This window comes from Methylophaga sp. SB9B, assembly GCF_004832235.1.
Lineage (GTDB): Bacteria > Pseudomonadota > Gammaproteobacteria > Nitrosococcales > Methylophagaceae > Methylophaga > Methylophaga muralis.
Window position 1 is genome coordinate 157,314 of record NZ_SSXS01000005.1, and the last position, 24,598, is coordinate 181,911.

Genomic DNA, 24,598 nt, shown 5'->3' on the forward strand with positions numbered 1-24,598 from the left:
GCTTTGCTCGCTTAAAACCGTTTGTATGGAAAATCCTTATATGACTTTGTCTTATCCAGGCCGAATTTTTTCGCTGCTGCTGGCCGCTACATTTGGTGGCTATTTGCTAACTTCGGCAGTGGTGATTCTGGTCGCCGCTATTTTGCCGTTATCGCGTGCTGATGCGGTTATTACTAGCTCATTACTGAGTTTTGCTGTGTATACCGCAGTCATTATCTGGGTGTTTGCAGTTAAAGATGCCAAACGTGCCTGGATAGGCATGTTATCGGCGACAGTGATTATTGGCGGAACAGGTCTGCTACTGACGGAGTTGTTGCGATGAAACAAACAATAGCAGTGAATAATGAACCAGGCCGCTTCCGTCAGGCTATGGCCTGGTTGCACACTTGGGGTGGTTTAGTCGCCAGCTGGGCATTATTTGCTATTTTTCTGACCGGTACTATTGGTGTGTTTGATGATGCTATTACACATTGGATGAACCCTGAAAGAGCAATGGTGGGTGAGTTTGATCCTCAGACCAACACTCAGCAGCAGCGTTTGGTTGCGGTAACAAAAGCTGAAGCCTATCTGCGAGATATTGCTCCACAAAGCCATCTTTGGAGAATACGTTTACCCAGTGAAGCTGATCCGGCTATCGGTTTGTCATGGGAAGATGAAAACGAGGAGTTTCAGCAAGCTCGATTAGATCCGGTCAGCGGTAAATTACTCACCCAACAGCAGGAACGTGAAACTCAGGGCGGACATCATTTTGTGCATATGCATTTTGAGTTTCATGCCGGTACGGCTGGTATCTGGTTGGTAGGCTTTTTTACCATGATCATGCTGGTGGCGCTGGTCAGCGGCATTATTATTCACAAGCGTATATTCAAGGACTTCTTTACCTTTCGCCCCGGCAAAGGGCAACGCAGCTGGCTTGATGCTCATAATGCCTCATCGGTTTTATCCTTGCCGTTTCAATTGATGATTGCTTATACCGGCCTGATCGTCTTTGTCACAGTTTATATGCCTGTTGGCGTAATAGCTAATTACGACCACCCACGAACCTTTTTTGCCGAAGTATTCAACCAACCTGAACATCGACCTGAAACCGGTATTGAAGCCGAAGTCTATCCGGTAACGGAATTGTTCGAAAAAGCAGAAGCATTGATGGAAAAACCCGCTAGTTTCATCAGTGTGGAGCATCCCGGCGACAGCAGTGCGGTGGCCAAGGTGTTTGGCTTATTCGAAAAAGAAAAAAATACCGGACGCCTGTTATTTTTAAGTTCCGGCCAGGTGATTCTGGACGCTGTCACTGGTGAGTTGCTGCATATTGAAGCACCGGATGTATTTGATAAAAGTAATGCGTTTGCCGCCCAGCGCATTATGCGGACCTTACATTTTGCCAACTTTGGCGGTTATACCGTGCGCTGGATTTATTTTATTCTGGGCATGGCGGGCACCATCATGATGGCCACTGGCGCCATTCTGTTTATGGTGAAACGTCGTCAGAGATCGCTGAATGAATTTGGTGTACAGACACCCAAAGTTTACCGGGCCATTGAAGTGCTCAATATCAGCGCCATCAGTGGATTAATGGTGGCCTGTATAGCGTTTTTCTGGGTGAATCGCCTGTTGCCTCTGGAAGTAGCCGATCGAGCCGGCTGGGAAATTAAGCTGTTCTTTTTTATCTGGCTGGGCAGTTTGCTGCATGCAGCATTACGACCTGCCTCACGTGCCTGGATAGAGCAATTAGCCGGTTTTGCTGCTTTATCTCTGTTACTGCCAATCGTTAATTGGCTTACCACCGGCCAGCACTTATTCCATTATTTTGCCCAGGGGGACTGGTCAAACGTGGGATTTGAGCTAACGGTACTGCTGTTCGGGGTGTTAGGAATATTCACGATAAAAATACTCAAACGCAAACAACAAAAAACCATAAAAGAAGTCTCCAGAGTCTATAAACCTAAATCGGAGTCAGCGTAATGCAGATGTTGCTGATGATGTTGCTCGGAACGGCATTGTGTTATGCCGGCATGGCCGGTTTGAGTTTGGCGATGCCACGGCATTATTCACAACTGAATTCGGCTAAATTATCGGCCGGATACAGTCGTCTGTTGCGACTGGTTTCAATTGCATTGTTGGTATTTTCTCTGTGGCCGGTGATCAGCATGTGGGGCGTTGTGGTCGGCATTGTAGTCTGGTTGGGATTGCTTTCAGTGGCCGCAGTTTTGTGGGTCGGTTTATTGGCATATTGGCCGCGTTTTGCAGCGGCAAAGGCATTAATTTTAGCGTTTATCGGCTTAGCCAGTTGCATCATTTTGTGGTTAAGCTGAGCTCATTGTATGGCTACGGGGGATACGATGAAAAAATATAGACTAGATACAGTTTTAAGTGTCACAGCGATCATTGGATTGTCGATTAATATTGCCTTGAATCTGTATGCCTATCTGCATATTGATCCGGTTTCATCCTCGCCGTTGGAAGAAGGCTGGTGGTCGATCTGGCTGCCCAGTTATCTGGTGTGGATGTCATTTTTAACCATCGCCTCGTTTATCGGTGTTAACCGAAAAGATTAATCCTCAAGTTTGAGGATTTGCTGCTCTGGAGCATTTTCTTGCTCTTCGGCATTTTCCGGTTCTTCAACGTTTTCCAGTGCTTCAGAACTCTCAAGCTCTTGGGTATTATCAGAGCCTTCAACGTTCTCCTGACTTTCGGTCATCTCCTGAATAAACTGCGGCGCTAGCCGCTGATACAGACTTTCTTGTTCTTCAGTGCTCTCCAGCTCCTGAGTATTGTCTGTTTCTTCCATGTCCTGCTGATCTTCAGTCGACTCCTGAAAGAAAGGTGGTTTAAGACGCTCAAGCAGGCTTCCCTGTTCATCAACGCTGGTTTCAACAGTAAAGCGTTTGATACCAATCAGCTGGCCCGAATCTGTCACCACTTTTACCTGCCATTTACCGACCGGATCTTTGGGGAAATTCAGTTTCTGTGTCCAGGCCCGATAGCCTTGTTCACTGCCACCTTCGATATTCAGTGTGATTCGATCTACCTGTTTGCCGTTATGCATCCAGATGTGATGAATTTTTTCCTGTAAGCCGCGAGGTGCACGGATAGCTGTCCAGGCATATATGCCATCGCGCTTAAGTGATTCCACATCAATGCGATCAATGTGAATGCTGTGCGTCCGTTCTTCACGATCAACCTGTTGTACCAGATTGAATTCGGTTAATCGCAAAGAGGCAGGAGGAACCAAGGTTGGCACCTGCCACAATCCGGCAGCTAACAAGGCCAGCATTAATGCCATTAAAGGCCGCCGCCACCAACGGCCATTGGCGACAAATTTCACTAAACTAGGCAGGCTGAATAACAGAGAAATGATCAGGGCGAACGCCATACTTTGGCCGGTGGTCAGCTGCAGTAATATAGGTAGAGCTACCAGTAAAACAGCAAATAATGCCAGGGCATGAAAGATAACAAACAGCGAGCGGCGCGGTGCAAGCTGTTTGTAATACAGCGGATCAATCACTGAAATCAACGCGCATAAAATCAATAATCCGGTAAACCCAGCCTGAGTATGATTCCAGGTGGTAACGGCAATAAAAAACGGTAGCGCAAAAAAAAGGCTTTCCTGATGCACCAGTTGCGTCACATAATGCATCAATGCTGGCGGAATATTGAGGCCAAAGCGGTTTTTGAAGCTTTCGCGTAACCAGTTTTCCAGTACCAAAAATACCCAGCTGACCAGCATGACAATAGCAATCACCTGTGCCAGTGATTCTTTACGTTCCACCAGAAAATAACTGGCCACACCGGAAATAAAACCAATCGCTGCAATCAGCCAAGGCCAGCGTTTCGCCAATTCAATCAGCGAAAATAGTAATGATTTTAATGTGGCCATTTGGGTTTAGACACCGATCAGTGATGATGATAAATGATGATATTCAACTTAATCATCGTATATCGCTTTCAGTCTGATTCTTATCAATGGTCATCTGACTGAAAGGCGAATACTGAACCAGTCCATCTGTTCAGGCAGTGGATTTAAAGTTCGCTTCGGGCGATTTGAATAGCTTTTTTAACCTGTTCTGGTGCTGTTCCACCCAGATGGTTACGAGCTGCTACTGAGCCTTCCAGGGTTAAAACAGAAAATACATCGTCGCCGATCTGATCGCTGAATTGCTGCAGTTCCTGCAGTGTTAACGCCGACAGATCTTTTTGCTGTTTGATGGCAAAGGCTACTGACAAGCCAACCACTTCATGTGCATCACGGAACGCAACGCCTTTCCGCACCAGATAATCAGCCAGATCGGTAGCAGTTGCATAACCTTTCAGAGCCGCCAAGCGCATATTGTCTTTTTTGACGGTAATCACCGACAGCATATCGGCGTAGACACGTAACGAGCCGAGCAAGGTATCAATGGTGTCAAACAAGGGTTCTTTGTCTTCCTGGTTATCTTTGTTGTACGCCAAGGGCTGATTTTTCATCAAAGTCAGCAAGTTAAACAGATTGCCGTAAACCCGGCTGGTCTTGCCGCGAACCAATTCAGGAACATCCGGATTTTTCTTTTGCGGCATGATTGAAGAGCCAGTACAGAATGCATCACCCAGATCGACAAAATCAAACTGGGCCGAGGACCAGATGATCAGTTCTTCTGAGAACCGAGATAAGTGCATCATCAGTAATGAGGCGAAACTGTTAAATTCAATGGCAAAATCACGATCACTGACCGCATCCAGCGAGTTGCGACAGATACGTTCAAAACCCAGCAATTCAGCCGTGTATTCACGATCAATCGGAAAGGTTGTGCCAGCCAGTGCTGCCGCACCTAATGGCAAACTGTTGACCCGTTTAGTGCAGTCATCCAAACGTTCCAGATCACGGCTGAGCATCTCAAACCAGGCCAGCATATGATGACCAAAGGTGACAGGCTGTGCAGTTTGCAGATGGGTAAAACCAGGCATGATAGTAGCGAATTCACGTTCGGCCACATCCAGCAAAGTAGAACGTAGCCGCTGTAATTCACTGCGAATAGGCACAATCATGTCACGCAGATATAAACGCACATCGGTTGCCACCTGATCATTTCGTGAACGGCCGGTATGCAGTTTTTTGCCGACTTCGCCAATCAGTTTGATCAGTCTGGATTCGATATTCATATGCACATCTTCCTGTGCAATCGACCATTCAAACTGATCGTTATCGATTTCATTTTCTATCTGTTGTAAGCCGGTGATGATTTGATCACGTTCGCTTGCCGTTAGCACATCTACTTTGCACAGCATGGTGGCATGAGCGATGGAACCCTGAATATCCTGCCGATACATGCGTTTATCAAAAGTAACTGAGGCAGTGAATTCCTCAACAAACTTATTGGTGGGTTGCGTGAGGCGAGCGGAAGAAAGCTTTTTATCGGATGCGGTCATGGCACGGGCCTGTGATTGCTGGCAGAAAAAGACGGCATTATAACGCGGCTGTTCGTGGATCCGCAGGGGAAAATGTTAGAATCGAACACACTATCAATTATTAACTGGTGTTTGTTTCATGAGTCAACGTACCGTTCGTATTGCCACCCGTCGCAGCCCGCTTGCCATCTGGCAGGCCGAATTTGTTCGTGACAGTCTGTTGGCGCTTGATCCTCATTTAAATATTGAACTGGTCCGTATTAAAACGCAGGGCGATATTATTCTCGATACCCCGCTGGCCAAAGTGGGTGGTAAAGGCCTGTTTGTTAAAGAACTGGAACAGAGCATGCTGGCAGGGGAAGCCGATATTGCGGTGCATTCGATGAAAGATGTGCCAGTGGAGTTTCCGGAAGGTCTGCATTTACCAGTCATTTGTGAACGTCACGATCCACATGATGCGTTTGTATCCAATCTTTTTGAAAATGTTGATGATTTACCACTGGGTGCCACTGTTGGTACTTCCAGTCTGCGCCGGGAATGTCAGCTGCGCCACTATCGTCCAGATCTGAAAATCGTGCCGTTACGCGGTAATGTGAATACCCGGCTGGCCAAACTGGATGCTGGCAATTTTGATGCAATTATTCTGGCCAAAGCCGGTTTGGAAAGGCTGGGTTTTGATGAACGTATTCGCAGTGCCTTAACCCCGGAGCAAAGCCTGCCAGCTATTGGGCAGGGTGCATTGGGCATTGAAACACGTATTAATGATGATGCAATGAATGCATTAATTGCCCCGCTAAATTGCGAGTTGACATCTATTACAGTAAAAGCAGAACGTGCATTAAATCGTCGTTTAAAAGGCGGCTGTCAGGTGCCTATCGGTGGCTACGCCATGTTAACTGGTGATGATATCTGGCTGAGAGGATTGGTTGGTCGTCCAGATGGCAGTGAAATGTTGCACCAGGAAATTCGCGGTAAGGCCAGTGAAGCCGAGCAACTTGGTTTAATGCTCGGAGATATGTTGTTAAAACAGGGCGCTGATAAAATTCTCGAGGAGGTTTATGGTGGCTCATGACCCACAACAAAAGCTAACCGGACAAAAAATTCTCGTGACTCGGCCTGCCGCACAAGCGGATGGCATGGCAACTTTGATTGAACAGCAGGGCGGAGAAGCGATATTGTTTCCGGTCATTGAGATTGTTGCTATTGATGTGATTGACTGGCAGGTTTGGCATCCGGAACAAACTGATTGGCTGGTATTTGTCAGCCGTAATGCGGTTGACTGTTTTATGGCGGGATTTCAAGGCCATTTGCCGGATAACATTAAGCTGGTCGCCGCTGGCGAAGGAACCGCTCAGGCACTCAACCACCAGGGATTAGCAGTCGAACTGGTACCCGAAATATCCAATGGCAGTGAAGGTTTGTTGCAATTACCACAATGGCAACAAATGCACGGTCAGCATGTCGTAATTGTTCGCGGTGATGGCGGGCGAGAATTGATGGCGGATACCTTAAGGGCCAGAGGTGCTAGTATTAGTTATCTCGAAGTTTATCGGCGACAATTACCTTCTGTATCAGTCAGTCTTGTACAACAGGCCTGTTTAGCGGATTCATTAATAGCGACCAGCGCTGGTAGTGTTCACAACTTGTTGCGTTTATTATCGACTGAATGCCCACAAATACTGCAAAAGCCGCTATGTGTTGTCAGTGAACGAATCAGGGATTTTGCTGTTGAACAAGGGTTCAAGCAGGTATATGTCAGTCTCGATGCCAGTGATGAGGCAATCATTCAACGATTAATTGAAATGGGATCAGATCATGGAGCCTAGCAGTAAACCTCAACCGGAAAAAAAACCGGCCCCAAAGATTGAACAAAATAAATCAGAAAAAACAAACAAAGCTTTTCCAGTGAAATTAGTGCTGCTGGTGATCGTTGCCATATTGATCACTCTGCCCGGCGCAGGTGCGCTCTGGCTTATATCGCAGCAGGAAGAGAAATTACTGGAAGTTGAAAGTCGGCTGGATGAAATCGCTGATCTTAAAAACGATATTTCCCAATTGAGCTCTGCACAACGCCAGCTTAACGATCAATTGTCGACCTTTAAACAAACACAGCTAGAACAGGGTGATGTACTGACCAAACTGCAAAATCAGTCTCCCTTAAGCAGTGATGAGATTGAACTGGAATGGGCCTTAGCCGAAATCAAATATTTATTAAATCTTGCCAATCAACGTGCTTTATTGGCTAGTGATGTCAGTGGTGCGCAATTGGCTTTATCACTAGCGGATCAACAGATCCGTGAAATTGGTGATTACCGTATGCAGCCGTTACGTGAATTAATTGCAGAAGAAGAATTAGCACTAAAAGCTGCTGGAGATACCGATGTCGCTGGTATTGCTGCGGATATGCTCGGCTTGATCAAAGCTATTGATAATCTGCGAGTGGTCAGCGGACCGAAACAGACATTTAACAGTCAAACTGATGCCCAGGAAATGGATCAGTCAGCCTGGCGTGAAGCCGTTTCCGAAATTTGGACACAATTGCGTTCTTTAGTAGTAATTCGTCAGCAGCAAGATGCACCGGCTGCGGTATTAATGCCTGAACAGCGATACTTCCTCTATCAAAATCTACGCCTGCAAATGGAAACTGCACGGTTTGCCGCTTTATCCGGTAACCAGAAAATGTTTGAGCAAAGTCTGCAATCTGCTATCAGCTGGCTGGAACAATATTTTGTCGGTGATCATCGTGATGCCATGCTGGAGAGTTTGCAAAATATGCAAAGTCAGGCCATCAGCATCGAGACGCCGGATATTTCCGGTTCACTGCGCTGGTTGAAAGGATTTGAACCATGAGATGGTTGATCATCATTGGGCTGGCTCTGGCCTTAGGTGGCATTTTTGTCTGGTTGGCTGATTTTGAGCCGGGCTTTGTGTTGGTTCAGTATGCTCAATGGACATTAGAAACGTCATTGATCGTGTTTGTCGTTGCTATGCTGTTGTTATTAGCGTTGATGTATTTCACTTTACGCAGCTTTGCCGTGTTAAAAAATACCCCGAACCGTATATCGCATTGGCAGGAGAATCAACGCCATAAACGTGCGACCAAAGCCTTAACCAAAGGTTTGATTACCCTTGAAGAAGGGCGATGGGCGGAAGCTGAACGACTTTTGGTTCGTCATGCCGGTAACAGTGAAACACCGTTACTGCATTATCTGGCTGCGGCCCGTGCGGCACAAAAACAGCAGGCACCAGAGCGTCGCGATTCCTATTTGAAACTGGCGCATGAAACGACTCCCAGTGCAGATATTGCAGTGGGTGTAGTCCAGGCGGAATTACAGCTCTCGGCGGGGCAGAAAGAGCAGGCATTAGCAACGTTGCAGCATTTACGCGAAGTCGCTCCCAAACATCCGTATGTTTTACAACTGTTGCAACAACTGTATCAGGACACTGATCAATGGCAGGAAGTGCAGTCAGTGTTACCGGATTTACGTAAACGTCATGTTTTGGATACCAGTTCCGCCAATGCGTTATCGGCAGAAGCGACGGTGGGACAGCTACAAAATGCGTTAATTAGGCAAGAATGGCAGCGAATGGAGCAGATATGGTTGCAATCTCCGGCGAAAAGCAGACAATCCGAACAGGTGCTTAAAACGTATATAAATGGCTTGTTGTTACAAGGTGAACAGCAACAGGCGATGGAAATGATTGAAGAGTATTTACGTAAAAACTGGAGTGATGCGCTGATTTATCAGTATGGCAAAATCCTTCAAGGTGATTTGCTAAAACGTCTGGCGACGGCGGAAAAATGGTTCAAACAACGTGAAGAAAACCCATGGTTATTGTTGACCTTGGGAAGACTCGCTCAGGCGAATAAGTTGTGGGCTAAAGCGGAAGCCTATTTGCGTGCCAGTATTGAACACGGGCCGCGAGGTGAAACCTATCAGGCGCTTGCCGAAGTATTAATGGCACAGGACAAACGTGATGCGGCTGCAAATACTTATAAACAAGGCCTGGATGTGATGTTGCAGAACAATCCGAATAAAGTGATTTAAATATTACCTGCAATAAAAAAAACGGCGCTTTAAGCGCGTTTTTGTGAGTATGAAATTAAATCATTACAGCCGCATCGGCATAACTACATACTGCCGAGTGAACTTGGGTCATTTGGCGTAATCAGCGCGCTACTATTTTCATCGGTAAACAGTAGTTTTACTTTGTTATCCGGAATCGCATTAAGCAAGTCCAGCAGATAAGCGTTATTAAAGGCAATTTCCAGATCCGGTCCACTATATTCCACTGCCAGTTCTTCCTCAGCAGATTCCTGTTCCTGATTGGTTACAGTAGCTTTGAGCAAATTGCTGCTCAGGTTCAGTTTGACGCTGCGATGTTTGTCATTAGCCAGGATAGAGGCACGGGATAAGGCTTGTTTAAGCTCATCACGCTCAGCAATTACTTCTTTGTCACCACCAACCGGCAATACCCGTTCGTAATTTGGGAATTGGCCATCGATCAGTTTTGAAGTGAAATGCATATCCGGCAGTTCGACTTTCAACTGTTGTGGACTAATCGCCAAGGTCACTTCATCAGCGACATCACCCAACAAACGCCCCAGCTCCAGAATCGCTTTACGTGGCACAATAACACTGTGTTTTTCATTGGTTTTTTCAGCAGTTTCGATGCTGCCCAATGCCAGTCGATGACCATCTGTTGCCACGGCACGTAATGTATTGCCTTCGCGCTCAAGCAACAGACCATTCAGGTAATAGCGTACATCCTGACTGGCCATGGCAAAGCTGGTTTCATCGAGTAAATCTTTTAATGCCGCTTGGGGCACCGTTAATTGATCCAGATAATTTGCGCCTTCACTATCCGGAAAATCTGCAGCCGGTAGGGTAGCCAGTGAGAAGCGACTTTTACCAGCACGAACCAAAGATTTATTGTCTTCAGCCTGAAAGCTGATGGTGGCATTAGCTGGTAAGGCGCGCACGATATCCAACAGTTTGCGAGCAGAGACAGTGGTTTCACCTTCTTGTTCGACCGCAACCGGTAAAGTCGCAATCATTTCCAGTTCCATATCAGTACTGGTCATGGTCAGTTGCTGGCCGTGACAACGTAATAGGATGTTGGACAAAATAGGCAGTGTAGAGCGCCGTTCTACGATGCTGCACACCAGTTGTAAGGGACGGGCAATAATGTCTTGGCTTACTGTAAATTGCATGATGTCTCTCTCAGCTAACTCGACAAAGTACGAAGTAAATTTCGGTAATCTTCCGCGATGCGGCTATCAGTTTCTTTCAGTTCCACTACTTTACGACAAGCATGCAGAACAGTGGTGTGATCGCGTCCACCAAAAGCTTCACCGATTTCTGGCAAGCTATGACTGGTGAGTTCTTTTGCCAGCGCCATTGCTATTTGTCTCGGACGGGCAACCGAACGCGTGCGTTTTTTAGCCAGCAAGTCCGATACCCGTATTTTGAAATATTCTGCAACAGTTTTCTGGATACTTTCCAGTGTCACCAATTTTTGATGCAAAGCCAGCAGATCTTTTAATGCATCCTGCGCCATATCAATTGACAGCGGCTGGTTGGTAAACCGTGAGAATGCCATGACTCGTTGTAAAGCACCTTCCAAATCACGGACGTTTGATTTGATACGTTTGGCAATAAAAAAGGCCACATCGTCCGGTAGGGTAATCAAGTTTTGTTGCGCTTTTTTGATCAAATCGCAACGCGGGTTTCCAGCTCTGGCGGTTCAATGGCAATGGTCAGGCCCCAGCCTAATCGCGATTGCAAGCGTTCATCCAGATTTTCCACTTCTTTAGGAAAACGGTCACAGGTCAGAATGATTTGCCGTTGGCCTTCCAGCAAACTATTAAAGGTATAAAAGAATTCTTCCTGAGAACGTTCTTTTTTGGCAAAAACTGAATGTCATCAATCAATAACGCATCGGCACTGCGGTAATGCGCTTTGAATTGATCGATGGCGTTATTGCGTAGTGCGGTAATCATATCCTGAACAAAGCGTTCCGAAGACAGGTAAATTACCCGCGCCTTAGGATTGTTCTGCCGGATCTTATTGCCAACAGCAAGCATTAAATGGGTTTTGCCAAGCCCGGTTCCACCATATAGAAACAACGGATTGTATCCGGAGGTGCCAGGGGCTTCGGCGACATGTAATGATGCTGCACGAGCAATCTGATTAGATTTACCTTCAACATAGTTATCAAAGGTAAACAGCGGATTCATTGGGCTGCCGATGGCCGGTGTTGGTTCTGCTTCAGAGAGTGAGATTGATGCAGGAGCTTTATCAGTAGTTTTGACGCGGCGTTTGGTTTTTTCCGCAGAAATAGAATCTTTAGTTCCCACTTCAATTTCAAATTTGCTGATATTGCCGTTGCTCAAACCCTTGATCAGCGCATTTATCTGCTGTTCCAGCTGCTCATGTACCCAGGCTTTGACATAAGGATTTGGTGCCAGCAGGCGCAGACTGTCTTCGGTTTCAATGGCTTGAAGGGGGCGTAACCACGTGTTCAGCTGTTGTGCCGAAAGATCACCTTCAAGATGGGATAGACATTTTTCCCAAAGGGGTGAAGACACAGCAACTCCTTGACTAATATATGGTTTACAGGAAACAGACTGACAACTGCAGGCTTTTGTAGGTGATAGTATAGCGCGACAGACAGGGCATCTAAAGTTATCTGCATGCTGTTCGTTTGGCAAGTAAAATAATGTTAGTAGACATGTTGAATGCGGTTTGACTTGTTATGCCTGCAAACTCTATAATCCCATGTCTTTTGCCCCGGCTGTTTCCGTTCGAGAGACGCTTACCGGCTGCAAAACTATTGTTATTCCTGGAGTTGGTGAAATGAAAAGAACTTTTCAGCCTAGTAATCTGAAGCGCAAGCGTACTCATGGTTTCCGCGCACGCATGAAAACTGTCGGTGGCCGTCGTGTTATTAACGCCCGTAGAGCCAAAGGCCGCGCAAAACTTTCTGTTTAATTCTCTCTGTTCGCAGAGGGTGCATGACTTGGCCACTTTTAGCCGAGCCATGAAAATGAATAGCCCGGGAGATTTTACCCGGGTTTTTCGTCAGGGAAAGCGCACTGGTGGCGGTGGCCTGACGATCTTGAGCGTTGAAAACTCGGTCGGACATCCTCGACTGGGACTGGCAATCGCAAAGAAGCATCTCAAGCTGGCCAGCCAACGTAACCGGGTAAAGCGGATCATCCGGGAGTCTTTCCGGCAGCATCAATCAGCTTTATCCAATATCGACATTGTGGTGTTATCACGTCCTGATATCAGTCAGCGGGATTCATCGCAATTGTGGGCAGCATTGGAGCGACATTGGTTAACCGTGGTGGCACAATGGCAAACATCCTAATCGCTTTTGTTCGCGCATATCGCTTTTTATTAAGCCCGTTCATGGGCATGCACTGTCGTTTCCAACCTTCTTGCTCTCAATACATGATTGAAGCCATTCAAACACATGGCTCACTGCGTGGTGTGTGGCTCGGTTTACGCCGACTATCACGCTGTCATCCCTGGCACGCCGGCGGCGTGGATCCTGTTCCTGAACTAAAGACAAAAAAACACAATGGATAATCTCAGAACTCTGTTTATTTTTGGCCTGTTAATTGTTTCTCTGTTGTTATGGGAAGCCTGGCAAAATGACTATGTACGTCCTCAGCAAGTCGCCACCCAAGCCGATACAACCAGCCCATCCGCTGCAGCTGACCGTCAAGATGACTTACCTGATTTACCTGCTGCCGTTTCTGCAGATGGCCTTCCTGCTTTACCTGAAAGTGACCAAGCTTCCTCAGGTTCTACCGGTCAGGTTCGAGTCAAAACTGATGTAATTGATGCGATGATCGATTTACGCGGTGCCGATATTCGCAAATTGGCGTTGTTGAAATACCCGGTTGATGTGAATTTACCAGATCAACCTGTCCAGTTTTTGAATGATGGTCGAGATCATTTCTTTGTCACACAATCCGGTTTAAGAGCTGAAGGTCCAGCCCCAACTCATTATGAAACTTATACTGCAGAGCAAGCTGAATACACTTTAGAGGATAACGCCGACAGTATTAGCATTCCATTTCGTTGGGAGTCTGATAACGGTCTGACGGTTATTAAAACCTATACTTTCACTCGTGACAGCTATTTAGTTAATGTGGTTTATCAGGTTGAAAATCAGTCTGGCGAGCGTTTTGCGGCATATCCATACGCTCAATTTAATCGTAACGAGTCGCAAGACGACAGTTTTCTTATCTACACCTACACCGGAGCGGTCTTTTCCAGTGAAGGCAATGAATATGAGAAAGTCGCTTTCAAAGATTTGAATAAAAATGATTTCCGCCGTGATGTAAACGGTGGCTGGGCAGCGATGATCCAGCACTATTTTGTCGCAGCCTTTATTCCAGAAAGTAAACCACTGGAAATCAGCCTGTATGGCAAATCAATAAACAACACCAATTTCACTGCAGGAATTCGCTTTCCGGTAATCATTGCCGAAGACGGCCAGCAGGCGCAAACCTCCTACAAAGTTTATCTTGGCCCGAAAGAACATAAACGATTGGAACAGGTTGCTGAGAATCTGGATCTGACAGTTGATTACGGCATCTTGACCATTATTTCCAAACCGTTATTTATCGTGATGGACTGGCTGCATTCACTAACGGGCAACTGGGGTTGGTCAATTGTCTTGCTGACGATTTTGATCAAACTGGCGTTTTATAAATTATCTGCCGCCAGTTATCGCTCGATGGCCTCCATGCGTAAGTTGACACCAAAACTGGCCAGCCTGAAAGAACGTTACGGTGATGATAAGCAAAAATTCAATCAGGCAATGATGGATTTATATCGCACTGAAAAAATCAATCCGCTGGGTGGTTGTTTGCCAATCCTGGTGCAGATGCCGGTATTTTTAGCCTTCTACTGGGTGCTAGTCGAAAGTATTGAGTTACGTCAGGCCGACTTCATTTTCTGGCTGAACGATTTGACGGCGATTGATCCTTATTTTGTGCTGCCGGTTTTGTTTGGCTTGACTATGTGGTTCCAGCAAAAGCTCAACCCAATGCCACAGGATCCGGCGCAGGCGATGATGATGAAGGTATTCCCGATCATCTTTACTGTGTTCTTTGCATTCTTCCCATCGGGTCTGGTGCTTTACTGGCTGGTCAACAACCTTCTTTCAATCGCACAGCAGTGGTACATCACTCGTAAAATGGGTGCGTTGTAGCGCCGTTGCCGGACATAAGTAAACAGCATTACTTATGACTGAAATGTTCACCGATACCATCGTTGCCGTAGCCACTGCGCCGGGACGCGGTGGTGTCGGTGTTGTACGTTTATCGGGACCACAAAGTGCTCAAATTGCTGAGCAAATCTGCGGCAAACTGGCTCAACCCCGTCAGGCAAAATTCAGCCACTTTCGTGCAGCTGATAAAGAAATCATCGACAGCGGTATTGCGCTTTATTTTGCCGCACCTGCTTCATTTACTGGTGAAGATGTTATCGAGCTGCAAGGCCATGGCAGTCCATTAGTGATGGATAGATTGTGTCAGCGCGCGATTGAACTCGGTGCACGCATGGCCCGTCCCGGCGAGTTTTCTGAACGTGCATTTCTTAATGGCAAAATGGATTTAGCTCAGGCGGAAGCCGTCGCGGATTTAATTGAGAGCTCTACTGATCAGGCTGCTCGCAGTGCTATGCGTTCCCTGCAGGTGAATTTTCCAAGAAAGTAAATGATTTCCTGCAGGAACTGACCCATTTACGCATGTTTGTTGAAGCGTCGATTGATTTTGCTGACGAAGAAATTGATTTTCTTGGCGAAGCGCAGGTTGATAAACAGCTACAACAATTGTTAGTTACATTGGCAGGTATTCAAGGCAGTGCTCGGCAAGGCCGATTACTTCGCGAAGGCATCAGTGTGGTTTTAGCCGGCCAACCCAATGCCGGTAAATCCAGTTTGCATAATCGACTCGCTGGGCATGATGCCGCGATTGTCACAGAAGTTGCAGGTACTACACGTGATGTATTACGTGAGCAGATCCATTTGGGTGGCTTGCCCTTACGAATTTCAGATACAGCTGGCTTGCATGATGCCACCGAAGACATTGTTGAGCTGGAAGGCATTCGCCGCACCAACAACGAATTGGCGCAGGCTGATCATATTCTGCTGTTGATCAATGATAAGTTGGGCATGACCGAGCAGGATGAAAAAATTCTTGCTTCATTACCAACTGATAAATCGCTGACCTTGATTCGCAATAAAATTGATCAAAGCGGCAATGCTCCAGCTATCAGCATGGAAAACAATCTGCCGGTCATTTATCTGTCAGCCAAAAATGGTGATGGCATGGAACTGTTGACCAAACATTTATGTGAAGTGGTAGGGTTTCATCCAGAAGAAGAAGGTGTCTTTATGGCACGGCGGCGTCATCTGGACGCTTTACAGCGGGCTCAGCAGGCTATAGAAGCGGGTTATAACTGCCTGACTGGAATGGGAGCGGGCGAGTTACTGGCGGAAGAATTGCGGGTTGCTCAACTAGCTTTGGGAGAGATTACCGGTACTTTCACCACAGAAGATTTACTGGATAAGATTTTTTCCAGTTTCTGTATCGGCAAATGATGTTTGTTCATGTGCTTAGAGTTTCCCATAAAAGATACTCAAATCAGTGCCTTGCATGCGGTTCGTCATCAACAGATCCTTGAGTTAGTCAGACAAAGTGGCGCCAGACAGGTGCTGGATTTAGGTTGTGGTTCTGGCATTTTTCTCTGGCATCTACTGAATGAGCCTCAAATCGAAAATGCCATAGGGCTTGAACAATCCGGAATATCATTGCTACAGGCCCGTGAAAAACTTGCAGTTTATCTTGATGCTACTCCTTGCCGACTCAGACTAATCAATGGCTCCTACACAGATCCTCATCCAGAACTGCATAGCTTTCCGATGGCAGTAATGATTGAAACCATTGAGCATATCGAGCCTAAACATTTGTCTATGGTTGAACAAAACGTGTTTGCGCGAATGCGGCCAAAGCAAATTATCCTCACCACCCCCAACAGCGAATACAATTCTTTATATGGCTTGTTACCGGGAGAATTTCGAGATCCCGATCATCAATTTGAATGGACTAGGGCTAAATTCCAACAATGGGCCAATGGTGTGGCCGCGCGTCATGATTATGCTGTGCGCTTTGCAGGAATCGGTGAAGCTGATCTGCAACTTGGTTCGCCCACTCAAATGGCAATATTTCATCGAGTCTGACATAACTCTGTCATTGAATTGCCACTGAAATGTCATAGCCTTTGCTGTATGAACCTGGCATTACGTTACAATGTTTTGAAAAATCCCTCATGCAAAACCCAATAAATTAGGAGCCGGCATGCTACGCCTATACAAAATTGCTCATGGCTTAATTAAAGAGATCAAGGTCGAACCTGAGGAGTTAGCGCATCACTTGAAGGAAGCCGACTGGATTGATGCGTTAGAGCCCGATGATGATGAGCGAGCGTTATTGGCCACCTTATTCAGTGATGAAGTACCCGATGTTGATGATGTCGAGGAAATTGAGGCATCGGCACGCTGTTTTACCGATCAAGACGGCCTGCATGTGCATTCATTATTTTTGGGGTATTCAGAAGGGCGGCACCATACGGTATCGGTAGCATTTATCCTGCAGCAAGATAGATTAATTGCCATCCGTGATGGCGAATTAAGCGATTTTCGTTTGTTAAGGATGCGCGCCCGCCGTGGTCAAGTCAGTTGTGAAACACCCACCGATTTATTGATTACTTTATTGGAACAAAAAGTCGAGAATCACGCCGATAATCTTGAAGATATCCATCGTCAGCTGGAGCGCGTCAGTCATCTGGTGTTGGAGGATGAAAGTGCCGATCTGGAAGATGCCATCAGTCAACTAGCACGGCTTGAAGATAGTAACGGAAAGATTCGCCTGTGTTTGATGGATACCCAGCGGGATATTTCGTTTTTGCTGCGTCATTTACGTGAGCCCGGATCTTCTCGGGAAACCTTGTATGAGATATTACGAGATTTAGAGACTTTGATGTCTCATACGACATTCCTGTTCGACAAGATAAATTTCTTGATGGACTCCACTCAGGGCTTTATCAATATTCAGCAGGCACAGATCATTAAAACCTTCTCGATTGCCGCTGTGGTGTTCCTACCACCAACGTTGATTGCCAGTATTTACGGCATGAACTTTAAGTATATGCCAGAGCTAGATTGGAGCTTTGGTTATCCATTTGCCATCGGTTTGATGGTGGCGGCAGGCATGGCACCTTACCTTTATTTCAAACGTAAAGGCTGGTTGTAAAATTTTTATAGGAGTAAGTCAGATGAGTCGACATTTTGATAAAGCTGAAGGGCTAAGCGAAACGCATGATACGGCAACACATAACTATGTGTTCAATCAGACGATGTTTCGCATCAAAGATCCAAAACGCAGCCTGAAGTTTTACTCTGAAGTCATGGGCATGACGCTGATCAAGCGCTTCGATTTCCCTGAAATGCAGTTTACCTTGTATTTCATGGCGGCTGTTTCTCCTGAACAACGTCAGGACTGGTCTGATGACAATGATGAGCGTATCAAACAGACGTTTGCTCGCCCGGCGATGTTGGAATTAACCCATAACTGGGGTGATGAAGACAAAGATGAGGTGGTTTACCACAATGGCAATAGTGAGCCACGTGGTTTTGGTCATATCGGTTTTGCAGTACCGGATATTGATGCCGCATGTGCGCGATTTGAAGAATTTGATGTACCGTTTATCAAACGCCCGAATGACGGCAAGATGAAAGGTATCGCTTTCATACAGGATCCCGATGGTTATTGGATTGAAATCTTCACTGCTGATCGTCAGCCGTTTTTACTGAAAGATCATCTGGCATAGTTTCTTTGTGTTTATTTGAGCCTACCCCTAATGGAGGGCTGGCAAAAACCTGTATCCGATCAGGAGCAATTTTTTAGCTTCGTACATTGCCTCGTCAGCGTAGCGAACCAATTGCATGGCATTATCGCCATGCAATGGATATAAAGCGATGCCGATACTGACACCTATATGCAGAATTTTGCCATCCACTTCATAAGCAATGCTTAAACATTCACAGATTTTCTCGGCCGTATTCTGGGCATTCGCTACATGATGAACATTCTGTAACAACACGACAAATTCATCACCGCCAATGCGCCCCACTACATCCACTCCACGCAGACATTGCTGAATCCGGTTGGCTACCTGTTTCAGGAGTAAATCACCGATAGCATGACCATGCTGATCATTAATCGGCTTGAAATTATCCAAATCCAGAAATAAAACGGCGACGGCTTGCTCTTCTCGCTGGCTTAATACGATGGCTTGATTCAAATGCTCAGTAAAACTGGCTCGGTTAGGCAGCCCTGTCAGCGTATCGTGATGCGCCATATAGGACATGCGCTGCATCATCAATTTATGTTCGGTGATATCACGCGCGATACCGGTAAAAGAATATACCTCGCCGTTTCTATCAAATAACGGTGCCACATTACTTCGATGCCAGCACCAATGGCCATTAAAGTGTTGTATTCGATATTCGATACCACTGTGTTTTTGCCTGCTATGACGAACTTGCTGCAAAAAACTATGACAGGCAGAAATATCATCTGGATGAATAAAATACTCAAAATTTCTACCGATAACGTCGGTCAGCGGATGGCCCAGAATTTCGCTCCAGTTAGGCGATGCATAGGTCAGAGTGCCGTCTAATGAAAGCGAATAGATGATGTCATTGGCATTTTCAACAAAGGCTCTAAATTTTGTCTCACTTTCGTTAAGCGCAGTTTCATAATTCTTGCGTTGAGTGATCTCATTACCATAGCCTGTCCAGACAATTGTGCCATCAGCTTCGCGAATAGGCGTGTCGTAGGCTTCAATCCAAATGATTCGACCGTTTTTAAGCAGCATTCGAAATTCACTGTGCCAGGCGCTGGCTGATTCTGCTGATTCGATACTTTCGTTGATCACACGTTGGTAGTCATCGGGATGGATCATTTTCAACAACAAGGAGGCATCTTCAGCCAGTTGTTGTTGTGTTACACCAAATAAACTTTCGACTCTGGGGCTGGTATAGCTGTAATAAAATCGACCTTCAGGAGTTAGACAAAGTTGATAGATAAATCCGGGCAGATAAGGTGAAACGGCACGTAAATGGTTGAGTAATTCGCTGCCATTCAGGTTGGTAGATTCCGGCTTGGCCTCTGATGGTGGTTGCATCATGCTTGAATATCACCCCTTAATTTTCACTCAATAATAGGCTGATGCTATGACGGCTTCAAGCATTTACATGACTCAAAACATTTTCTTAGTTATTCCATGCCGCAGGAAGTTCGGCTTTTAGATGATCAATAAAGACCCTGGTTCGACGTGATAAATGCCCATAGGGGTACATTAACCAAATGGGTAAGCTGGGTCCATTCCATTCTGGTAAACACCTTTGTAGCGTGTGAGGTTCGTTATTTAATTTCAACTCAGCCAACCAGTCCGGATAAAACCCTAAACCCCTACCACGGGCTACGGCATCGGCCTGCATCATAAACTGATCCGCTGACATGCGGGATGGCCTTACTGGCAACTTAAATGGTTTTTCATCTGGATGAGTTAAAGGTACTTCTTGCGTTGCTTGATCAAGGGTATCAATCCACTTATGTTCGATTAGCTGTCGTGGATGGATGATTTCAGCCGCCTGTTGCAAATAGTGTGGGCTGGCATAAATACCTTGGGTAAGCTGGCCAAGGCATTCATGGCGTAAACCGTTATCAGAGACTTTCCCTAACCATAAGATGACCGATTCTCCCTCAGCAGCCTGAGGCAAACTAAAACCAGTCCGCATTTTAAGATGTAATTTAGGATGTTGAGCCATCAGTGTTTCCACTTTATCGCTGAGCCAACAGCAACTAAACGCATTGTGGAAAGTAAAGTTGAGTTCTCCACTCACTTCCATCTGCAGAGCATCCAATGCCAGCTGGCTCTGCTGAGCCAGTTCAATAAACTGCTGGCAATAATCTGCAAATAATTGTCCTGCCTGTGTTGGAATAAGTCGGTTTGATTCTCGTCGCAGTAATTTTTGACCTATTCGCTCTTCAAGTTGGGTTATTCGCCTGCTTAAAGTTGATTTTGGAATATCGAGTTGTTCAGCGGTAAACGTTAAACTTCCACTGCGAATAATTTCAATAAAGGCGCTTACCGCTCTCATATCTGGCAAAACTGCACGTTTTTTCATAATAATCCTGTTCAGTTTTTTGCAACTTGACGTTGATGATTAGCTACTTTTAAATACAAATGATAAACAATATCATCTGCATTAAGAGTAGTGCATTGTATTGAAGAAATTGAATCTCTACCAGCCATCCATGATGGTCTGATTTCAGTTGCTTTAGCTTAAACAAGTTACGGTTAAGAAAGGATTAACATCGTTAATCAATACACAATCTGTTTAAACCCTGAGAAATTTATTGTTTGTTTGCCCTTTCCCGGTGTTACTGGTAAGTACGCCGGGTTTTTTTTGTCTGCAATTTAGAGCTGTTTTCTCATTTTCATTTGCTACATAACGCTTTGATCGCCACACTAAAGACATTAGGAGTGTGCGATGAGATTATCAACAACAATGTTGTGGTTGAGTTTGGCTTCTGCCTCGACAGTCCAAGCCGATGAACCAGCCTTCAGCTACAATTTTTATAGCTCGATTAGGATGCAGGCAGAAACCGTGGTTCCGGATAATCAGCAAATCATGTCTGGCTATCGTGGTTTGCGTGATGCTTATTCCAGAGTTGGTTTCAATGCTGCTTATGAATTCTCACAAAACACCTCGTTATTCGCCCAGCTGGAACTTCCATTTGATAGTGCGAATTTTCGATTTCGTGATTCATATGATCAGGGCGAAGCCGGACGTGATAAAAAAGAAAATATCCGCGTCGGTTTAATAGGTCTGACCAGTCAAGCCGGCAGGATAACGGCAGGGCAGCAGTGGATGCCATATTACAACGCTATTACCTTTCCAGTAGATCAGTTCAGTAGCTTTTACAGTGGCTTTGCAACCTACACGACCTTTCGAGTGAAAGAGACTTTGGCTTATGAAAGTCCAATATTCTGGAATGGCTTCAGTTTGGGCGGTTCTTATTCCACGCGTCATGGAAATAACCGTTCACCGTCCAGGATTGATGACCGTCGTATTCAAGCGGTTGCCAGTTATCAGTTTGCTGATAAGACACGTCTAGCAATTGGAATGGACGATCGTGGAAATGGCAGTGGTTACAAAGACCGGTTGTATGGCTTAACGTTGTCCCATGCGAAAGGCTCATGGTCTTGGGCTGCTAAATACGAAATAACCGATACCGATAATCCCAACAGTTTTTATGGTGATAGAGCACAAGCCTTTAATTTATACAGTGCTTATTATCAAGGGAAAAATACTTACAAAATCATGCTGGCCAATGTTGAAGCATATGGTGAAGCGGTCATTCATTTGGGAATCGATCACCGAATCAATCAGGATTTAAGACTGTTTGCAGAGTTTTACCAAGAGCAGGAAACTGCCGCGATGACGGCCAAACAAGCTGGGCTTGATGGTTTTGATGCCAATATCAGGGGCGGAAAACTATTTTTAGTAGGGTTTCGTTATGATCTGAACATGTAAAACTCACTCCAGCTGATCATGCTGGAGTGAGTAACATTGGTTTATTCAGAGGGTTTTAACCTTTCATCATTCAACTCGCCTTTTGCATTCAGCATTTCATCATGCTCCTGCATTTTCCAGGGCAAGATGCCGGGTGAGATATGAATGAAATGCAGATATTTTTCAAACTGATTCAGAATGTCATCAATTACTTCCTGCTGATCACAGTTAAACACATCATAAGCTGCACCACCTCTGCGCATAAAGACTTCAGCACGGTAATAACGTTTGTCACCATCTTCATCACTTGCCATCTGCGGGTAGGCAAAGGTCGGCATGGCATAGCCACGCATGCGGATCTCATAAATAAAGTCGAGCTCTTCCGCTCGTACCACCTCGATATAGGCCCGATGCTGGGTATCATCAAAAAATACATTTACTGGCCAGCCTTTTTCATTCAATACCGCTTCAACATTCTGCATAGCCGGATGAGCAGTGTTTTTAATAAAATCAGCTACCTGCTGATAATCCGGATAATGAATCAATCCGGCCAAGCGTTTTTTCCAGCTACCAGGGCTATGTTGTGAGCTATGCATATAGGCTGACAGACTCGCCTCACGATGACCTTCAATTGCCAAAGCCCGCCACATACCGATGGCTGCAAGTACCATAATGATGGCAAATGGCAATGCACTGGTAATACTCATGGTTTGCAGGGCACTCAAGCCACCGGCAATTAATAATGCCGCTGCTACCAATCCTTCCATAGTTGCCCAGAAAACCGTTGCCATACTGGCGTGACGCTGGCACCGCCAGAAGCTAATGAATCAATCACCAATGACCCCGAGTCAGAAGATGTGACAAAGAACGTCATGATTAAAATTACAGTGATAAACGACACAATCGAGGTCAGAGGCAACCGCTCATAAAGCTTAAATAACGCAATGGCAGTGTCATTCTGTACCTCGGTAATCAACGCGGTGTAACCCTGATGCATGATCATATTGAGTGCAGTATCACCAAAAATGGAAAACCAGATAAAGGTGAAAATCGTTGGAACCAGCAACACCCCAAACACAAACTGACGAATGGTCCGACCACGACTGATTTTGGCAATAAACAGCCCGACAAAAGGTGCCCACGCAATAGTCCAGCCAAAGATAAATAAGGTCCAGTTACCGATCCAGTCACTGCGGGTATAGGCCTGCAAGTTAAAGGTTCGTTCAACAATATTGTTGAGATAACTGCCGGTGTTTTGTAAAAAGGTTTCAAGAATAATAATGCTTGGCCCGGCAATAAACACAAACAGCATTAACGATACCGCCAGCACCATATTGAGGATAGACAAGCGTTTGACGCCTTTATCAAGGCCTGCCACCACCGACAAAATCGCCAGTAAGGTAATGCCGGCAATGGTCACCACTTGCACAAAAATGCTGACCGGAATGCTTGGCCATAAATAATTCATCCCGGCATTAATTTGAGCTACCGAGAGCCCAAGCGTGGTGGCAATACCAAATAAGGTACCGAGAATAGCGATGACATCAACGGTATGGCCAATCGGTCCATAAATTCGCTCGCCGATCAACGGATAAAGAGCTGAACGCATTGATAACGGCAAACCATGTCGAAAGGCAAAATAAGCCAGAACCAAACCGGTTAATCCATAAATCGCCCAGATATGGAAACCCCAGTGAAAAAAGGCAATTTGCATTGCTTGCTTGGCGGCATCGATGGTTTCTGGAGCGCCCTGTGGGGGAGAGCATAGTGACAAAACGGCTCAGCCACACCAAAAAATAATAAGGCTATGCCATAACCTGCAGAAAATAACATGGCAAACCAGGCAGGAAAGCTATATTGCGGCTCAGCATGATCGGGGCCTAATTTGGTTTTTCCCCAGCTGGATATTGCGACGGTCACAATAAAAACCAGAAAGAAAGCAACAGCCAACATGTAAAACCAGCCAAAGGTTTTGGTCATGTAACTCAGCGTGGCAGCAAAGGCTTCACCAGCCAATTCGGGATTACTAATAGTGCCGATCACCAACAACAAGGTAATGACAACGGCGGGAACAAAAACAGGTACTAAGATTGTGGATGGAATTTTCGATGACTTGGTTTGCATGGTCAAACTCCCTTTATGGATTCTGAAGAATCGCAAGAGTCATGCAATATGTTGTATCAATTAGACGTAAACGTCTCGGCGCTGACAATGCAAAAAGATAAAAATGCTTACATTATTGGCATATTGCATGCCGGATGTGGTGCTGAAACACCCCGAACATACTTGTAAGTGTGTTCGGGGTGATATTTTTCGCTAGCCTTTAGGTCCCAGTAAGAACCATAAAATCAGACCAATTAACGGGAAGAACAACAATATTAAAATCCATAACACTTTGGCCATTGTTCCGGCACCACTTTTTGCCACTTTGAGAATGGCCCAAATGATGATGATCAGCCAAATCAGGCCTAACAGGCCACCGACTTCAACGCCCATTTTGTCGCTCCTTTGCTAGTGATTTAAAAAAGATTGTTCCCTAGCATAA

Annotated in this window: 23 protein-coding genes and 3 pseudogenes; 17 read left to right on the top strand and 9 right to left on the bottom strand. The window is 45.7% G+C overall.

The features are described 5' to 3' along the window. Positions 1 to 40 precede the first annotated feature (40 nt). The 4 genes from E8Q33_RS07310 to E8Q33_RS07325 are packed head-to-tail and all read left to right on the top strand — an operon-like array spanning position 41 to position 2,555. Complete coding sequence (locus E8Q33_RS07310) at positions 41 to 322, top strand: DUF3649 domain-containing protein (RefSeq protein ID WP_069294786.1); 282 nt, start codon at positions 41 to 43, stop codon at positions 320 to 322. Next, positions 319 to 1,962, top strand: a complete 1,644-nt coding sequence (locus tag E8Q33_RS07315) for a PepSY domain-containing protein (RefSeq protein ID WP_069294785.1) — start codon at positions 319 to 321, stop codon at positions 1,960 to 1,962. Before E8Q33_RS07310 ends, E8Q33_RS07315 begins: the two co-directional genes overlap by 4 nt. Next, complete coding sequence (locus tag E8Q33_RS07320; protein ID WP_136553873.1) at positions 1,962 to 2,312, top strand: DUF3325 domain-containing protein; 351 nt, start codon at positions 1,962 to 1,964, stop codon at positions 2,310 to 2,312. Before E8Q33_RS07315 ends, E8Q33_RS07320 begins: the two co-directional genes overlap by 1 nt. A 27-nt stretch (positions 2,313 to 2,339) precedes the next feature. Further along, complete coding sequence (locus E8Q33_RS07325; RefSeq protein WP_069294783.1) at positions 2,340 to 2,555, top strand: hypothetical protein; 216 nt, start codon at positions 2,340 to 2,342, stop codon at positions 2,553 to 2,555. Here the strand turns inward: E8Q33_RS07325 and E8Q33_RS07330 are convergent. Together E8Q33_RS07330 and argH are read right to left on the bottom strand one after the other, a co-directional pair. Then, on the bottom strand, positions 2,552 to 3,877 hold the full coding sequence (locus tag E8Q33_RS07330) for a DUF5924 family protein (protein WP_136553875.1): 1,326 nt from the start codon (positions 3,875 to 3,877) through the stop codon (positions 2,552 to 2,554). The two genes, E8Q33_RS07325 and E8Q33_RS07330, sit on opposite strands and share 4 nt — an antisense overlap. Positions 3,878 to 4,020: 143 nt before the next feature. After that, positions 4,021 to 5,403, bottom strand: coding sequence for an argininosuccinate lyase (gene argH, locus E8Q33_RS07335; RefSeq protein ID WP_136553877.1), 1,383 nt, complete (start codon positions 5,401 to 5,403; stop codon positions 4,021 to 4,023). Positions 5,404 to 5,521: 118 nt separating this feature from the next. Here argH and hemC point away from each other — a divergent pair, with 118 nt between their 5' ends. Genes hemC through E8Q33_RS07355 form a run of 4 tightly spaced genes read left to right on the top strand, consistent with a single transcriptional unit; the run spans position 5,522 to position 9,431 of the window. Beyond that, positions 5,522 to 6,454 (top strand): hydroxymethylbilane synthase, encoded by a 933-nt coding sequence (gene hemC / locus E8Q33_RS07340; RefSeq protein ID WP_136553879.1) that lies wholly within the window; start codon positions 5,522 to 5,524, stop codon positions 6,452 to 6,454. Beyond that, a complete protein-coding gene (locus tag E8Q33_RS07345) occupies positions 6,441 to 7,208 on the top strand; it encodes a uroporphyrinogen-III synthase (protein WP_069294778.1) in 768 nt (255 codons plus the stop codon). Before hemC ends, E8Q33_RS07345 begins: the two co-directional genes overlap by 14 nt. Next, on the top strand, positions 7,198 to 8,232 hold the full coding sequence (locus E8Q33_RS07350) for a uroporphyrinogen-III C-methyltransferase (protein WP_136553881.1): 1,035 nt from the start codon (positions 7,198 to 7,200) through the stop codon (positions 8,230 to 8,232). The genes E8Q33_RS07345 and E8Q33_RS07350 overlap by 11 nt, the downstream gene beginning before the upstream one ends. Continuing rightward, positions 8,229 to 9,431 (top strand): heme biosynthesis HemY N-terminal domain-containing protein, encoded by a 1,203-nt coding sequence (locus E8Q33_RS07355; RefSeq protein ID WP_136553883.1) that lies wholly within the window; start codon positions 8,229 to 8,231, stop codon positions 9,429 to 9,431. Before E8Q33_RS07350 ends, E8Q33_RS07355 begins: the two co-directional genes overlap by 4 nt. 83 nt (positions 9,432 to 9,514) lie before the next feature. Here the strand turns inward: E8Q33_RS07355 and dnaN are convergent, their stop codons facing one another. From dnaN to E8Q33_RS16710, 3 genes and pseudogenes are all read right to left on the bottom strand, one after another. After that, entirely contained in the window at positions 9,515 to 10,597 is a 1,083-nt protein-coding gene (gene dnaN, locus E8Q33_RS07360; RefSeq protein ID WP_247869966.1) for a DNA polymerase III subunit beta, read from the bottom strand. A 14-nt stretch (positions 10,598 to 10,611) separates the two neighbouring features. After that, complete coding sequence (locus tag E8Q33_RS16705; RefSeq protein WP_371413275.1) at positions 10,612 to 11,100, bottom strand: helix-turn-helix domain-containing protein; 489 nt, start codon at positions 11,098 to 11,100, stop codon at positions 10,612 to 10,614. Continuing rightward, positions 11,097 to 11,974 (bottom strand): annotated as a pseudogene (locus E8Q33_RS16710) (DnaA ATPase domain-containing protein). Before E8Q33_RS16710 ends, E8Q33_RS16705 begins: the two are co-directional and overlap by 4 nt. Positions 11,975 to 12,242: 268 nt before the next feature. Between E8Q33_RS16710 and rpmH the strand changes: the two are divergent. The 8 genes and pseudogenes from rpmH to gloA all read left to right on the top strand — a co-directional run bounded on the left by rpmH (position 12,243) and on the right by gloA (position 18,296). Then, positions 12,243 to 12,377, top strand: a complete 135-nt coding sequence (rpmH, locus tag E8Q33_RS07370) for a 50S ribosomal protein L34 (protein WP_036311011.1) — start codon at positions 12,243 to 12,245, stop codon at positions 12,375 to 12,377. Positions 12,378 to 12,426: 49 nt separating this feature from the next. Next, the gene (rnpA, locus tag E8Q33_RS07375) at positions 12,427 to 12,759 is read left to right on the top strand and encodes a ribonuclease P protein component (protein WP_069294773.1); all 333 of its coding nucleotides are present in this window, start codon (positions 12,427 to 12,429) and stop codon (positions 12,757 to 12,759) included. Continuing rightward, positions 12,744 to 12,980, top strand: coding sequence for a membrane protein insertion efficiency factor YidD (gene yidD, locus E8Q33_RS07380; protein WP_069294772.1), 237 nt, complete (start codon positions 12,744 to 12,746; stop codon positions 12,978 to 12,980). Before rnpA ends, yidD begins: the two co-directional genes overlap by 16 nt. Beyond that, entirely contained in the window at positions 12,973 to 14,616 is a 1,644-nt protein-coding gene (gene yidC, locus E8Q33_RS07385; RefSeq protein ID WP_136553885.1) for a membrane protein insertase YidC, read from the top strand. Before yidD ends, yidC begins: the two co-directional genes overlap by 8 nt. A gap of 34 nt (positions 14,617 to 14,650) precedes the next feature. Next, a pseudogene (gene mnmE, locus E8Q33_RS07390) lies at positions 14,651 to 16,008 on the top strand (tRNA uridine-5-carboxymethylaminomethyl(34) synthesis GTPase MnmE). A gap of 9 nt (positions 16,009 to 16,017) precedes the next feature. After that, the gene (locus tag E8Q33_RS07395; protein ID WP_136553887.1) at positions 16,018 to 16,647 is read left to right on the top strand and encodes a methyltransferase; all 630 of its coding nucleotides are present in this window, start codon (positions 16,018 to 16,020) and stop codon (positions 16,645 to 16,647) included. A gap of 118 nt (positions 16,648 to 16,765) precedes the next feature. After that, complete coding sequence (gene corA, locus E8Q33_RS07400) at positions 16,766 to 17,719, top strand: magnesium/cobalt transporter CorA (protein ID WP_136553889.1); 954 nt, start codon at positions 16,766 to 16,768, stop codon at positions 17,717 to 17,719. 22 nt (positions 17,720 to 17,741) lie between these two features. Beyond that, on the top strand, positions 17,742 to 18,296 hold the full coding sequence (gene gloA / locus E8Q33_RS07405) for a lactoylglutathione lyase (RefSeq protein ID WP_069294768.1): 555 nt from the start codon (positions 17,742 to 17,744) through the stop codon (positions 18,294 to 18,296). Between the two features lie 27 nt (positions 18,297 to 18,323). Here gloA and E8Q33_RS07410 read toward each other — a convergent pair whose 3' ends face one another. Beyond that, complete coding sequence (locus tag E8Q33_RS07410; protein WP_247869968.1) at positions 18,324 to 19,658, bottom strand: diguanylate cyclase domain-containing protein; 1,335 nt, start codon at positions 19,656 to 19,658, stop codon at positions 18,324 to 18,326. An 85-nt stretch (positions 19,659 to 19,743) separates the two neighbouring features. After that, positions 19,744 to 20,661: a LysR family transcriptional regulator gene (locus E8Q33_RS07415; RefSeq protein WP_211116121.1), complete on the bottom strand. Its 918-nt coding sequence runs from the start codon at positions 20,659 to 20,661 to the stop codon at positions 19,744 to 19,746. 366 nt (positions 20,662 to 21,027) lie between these two features. Here E8Q33_RS07415 and E8Q33_RS07420 point away from each other — a divergent pair, with 366 nt between their 5' ends. Then, positions 21,028 to 22,074 (top strand): porin, encoded by a 1,047-nt coding sequence (locus E8Q33_RS07420; RefSeq protein WP_136553891.1) that lies wholly within the window; start codon positions 21,028 to 21,030, stop codon positions 22,072 to 22,074. A 41-nt stretch (positions 22,075 to 22,115) separates the two neighbouring features. On the opposite strand, the pseudogene E8Q33_RS07425 reads toward E8Q33_RS07420, so the two are convergent. Both E8Q33_RS07425 and E8Q33_RS07430 read right to left on the bottom strand, forming a co-directional pair. Beyond that, positions 22,116 to 24,177, bottom strand: a pseudogene (locus E8Q33_RS07425) (BCCT family transporter). 192 nt (positions 24,178 to 24,369) lie between these two features. Beyond that, positions 24,370 to 24,549 (bottom strand): PLDc N-terminal domain-containing protein, encoded by a 180-nt coding sequence (locus E8Q33_RS07430; protein WP_069294764.1) that lies wholly within the window; start codon positions 24,547 to 24,549, stop codon positions 24,370 to 24,372. Between the last annotated feature and the right edge of the window lie 49 nt (positions 24,550 to 24,598).

Coding starts and splice junctions, on each gene's coding strand:
- yidC (WP_136553885.1), top strand. CDS start 12,973: ATGGATAATCTCAGAACTCTGTTTATTTTTGGCCTGTTAATTGTTTCT.
- E8Q33_RS07325 (WP_069294783.1), top strand. CDS start 2,340: ATGAAAAAATATAGACTAGATACAGTTTTAAGTGTCACAGCGATCATT.
- gloA (WP_069294768.1), top strand. CDS start 17,742: ATGAGTCGACATTTTGATAAAGCTGAAGGGCTAAGCGAAACGCATGAT.
- E8Q33_RS07345 (WP_069294778.1), top strand. CDS start 6,441: ATGGTGGCTCATGACCCACAACAAAAGCTAACCGGACAAAAAATTCTC.
- argH (WP_136553877.1), bottom strand. CDS start 5,403: ATGACCGCATCCGATAAAAAGCTTTCTTCCGCTCGCCTCACGCAACCC.
- E8Q33_RS07310 (WP_069294786.1), top strand. CDS start 41: ATGACTTTGTCTTATCCAGGCCGAATTTTTTCGCTGCTGCTGGCCGCT.
- E8Q33_RS07320 (WP_136553873.1), top strand. CDS start 1,962: ATGCAGATGTTGCTGATGATGTTGCTCGGAACGGCATTGTGTTATGCC.
- E8Q33_RS07395 (WP_136553887.1), top strand. CDS start 16,018: ATGTGCTTAGAGTTTCCCATAAAAGATACTCAAATCAGTGCCTTGCAT.
- yidD (WP_069294772.1), top strand. CDS start 12,744: ATGGCAAACATCCTAATCGCTTTTGTTCGCGCATATCGCTTTTTATTA.
- E8Q33_RS07420 (WP_136553891.1), top strand. CDS start 21,028: ATGAGATTATCAACAACAATGTTGTGGTTGAGTTTGGCTTCTGCCTCG.
- rnpA (WP_069294773.1), top strand. CDS start 12,427: ATGAAAATGAATAGCCCGGGAGATTTTACCCGGGTTTTTCGTCAGGGA.
- hemC (WP_136553879.1), top strand. CDS start 5,522: ATGAGTCAACGTACCGTTCGTATTGCCACCCGTCGCAGCCCGCTTGCC.
- E8Q33_RS07350 (WP_136553881.1), top strand. CDS start 7,198: ATGGAGCCTAGCAGTAAACCTCAACCGGAAAAAAAACCGGCCCCAAAG.
- E8Q33_RS07410 (WP_247869968.1), bottom strand. CDS start 19,658: ATGATGCAACCACCATCAGAGGCCAAGCCGGAATCTACCAACCTGAAT.
- E8Q33_RS07415 (WP_211116121.1), bottom strand. CDS start 20,661: ATGAAAAAACGTGCAGTTTTGCCAGATATGAGAGCGGTAAGCGCCTTT.
- dnaN (WP_247869966.1), bottom strand. CDS start 10,597: ATGCAATTTACAGTAAGCCAAGACATTATTGCCCGTCCCTTACAACTG.
- E8Q33_RS07330 (WP_136553875.1), bottom strand. CDS start 3,877: ATGGCCACATTAAAATCATTACTATTTTCGCTGATTGAATTGGCGAAA.
- E8Q33_RS07315 (WP_069294785.1), top strand. CDS start 319: ATGAAACAAACAATAGCAGTGAATAATGAACCAGGCCGCTTCCGTCAG.
- corA (WP_136553889.1), top strand. CDS start 16,766: ATGCTACGCCTATACAAAATTGCTCATGGCTTAATTAAAGAGATCAAG.
- E8Q33_RS07430 (WP_069294764.1), bottom strand. CDS start 24,549: ATGGGCGTTGAAGTCGGTGGCCTGTTAGGCCTGATTTGGCTGATCATC.
- rpmH (WP_036311011.1), top strand. CDS start 12,243: ATGAAAAGAACTTTTCAGCCTAGTAATCTGAAGCGCAAGCGTACTCAT.
- E8Q33_RS07355 (WP_136553883.1), top strand. CDS start 8,229: ATGAGATGGTTGATCATCATTGGGCTGGCTCTGGCCTTAGGTGGCATT.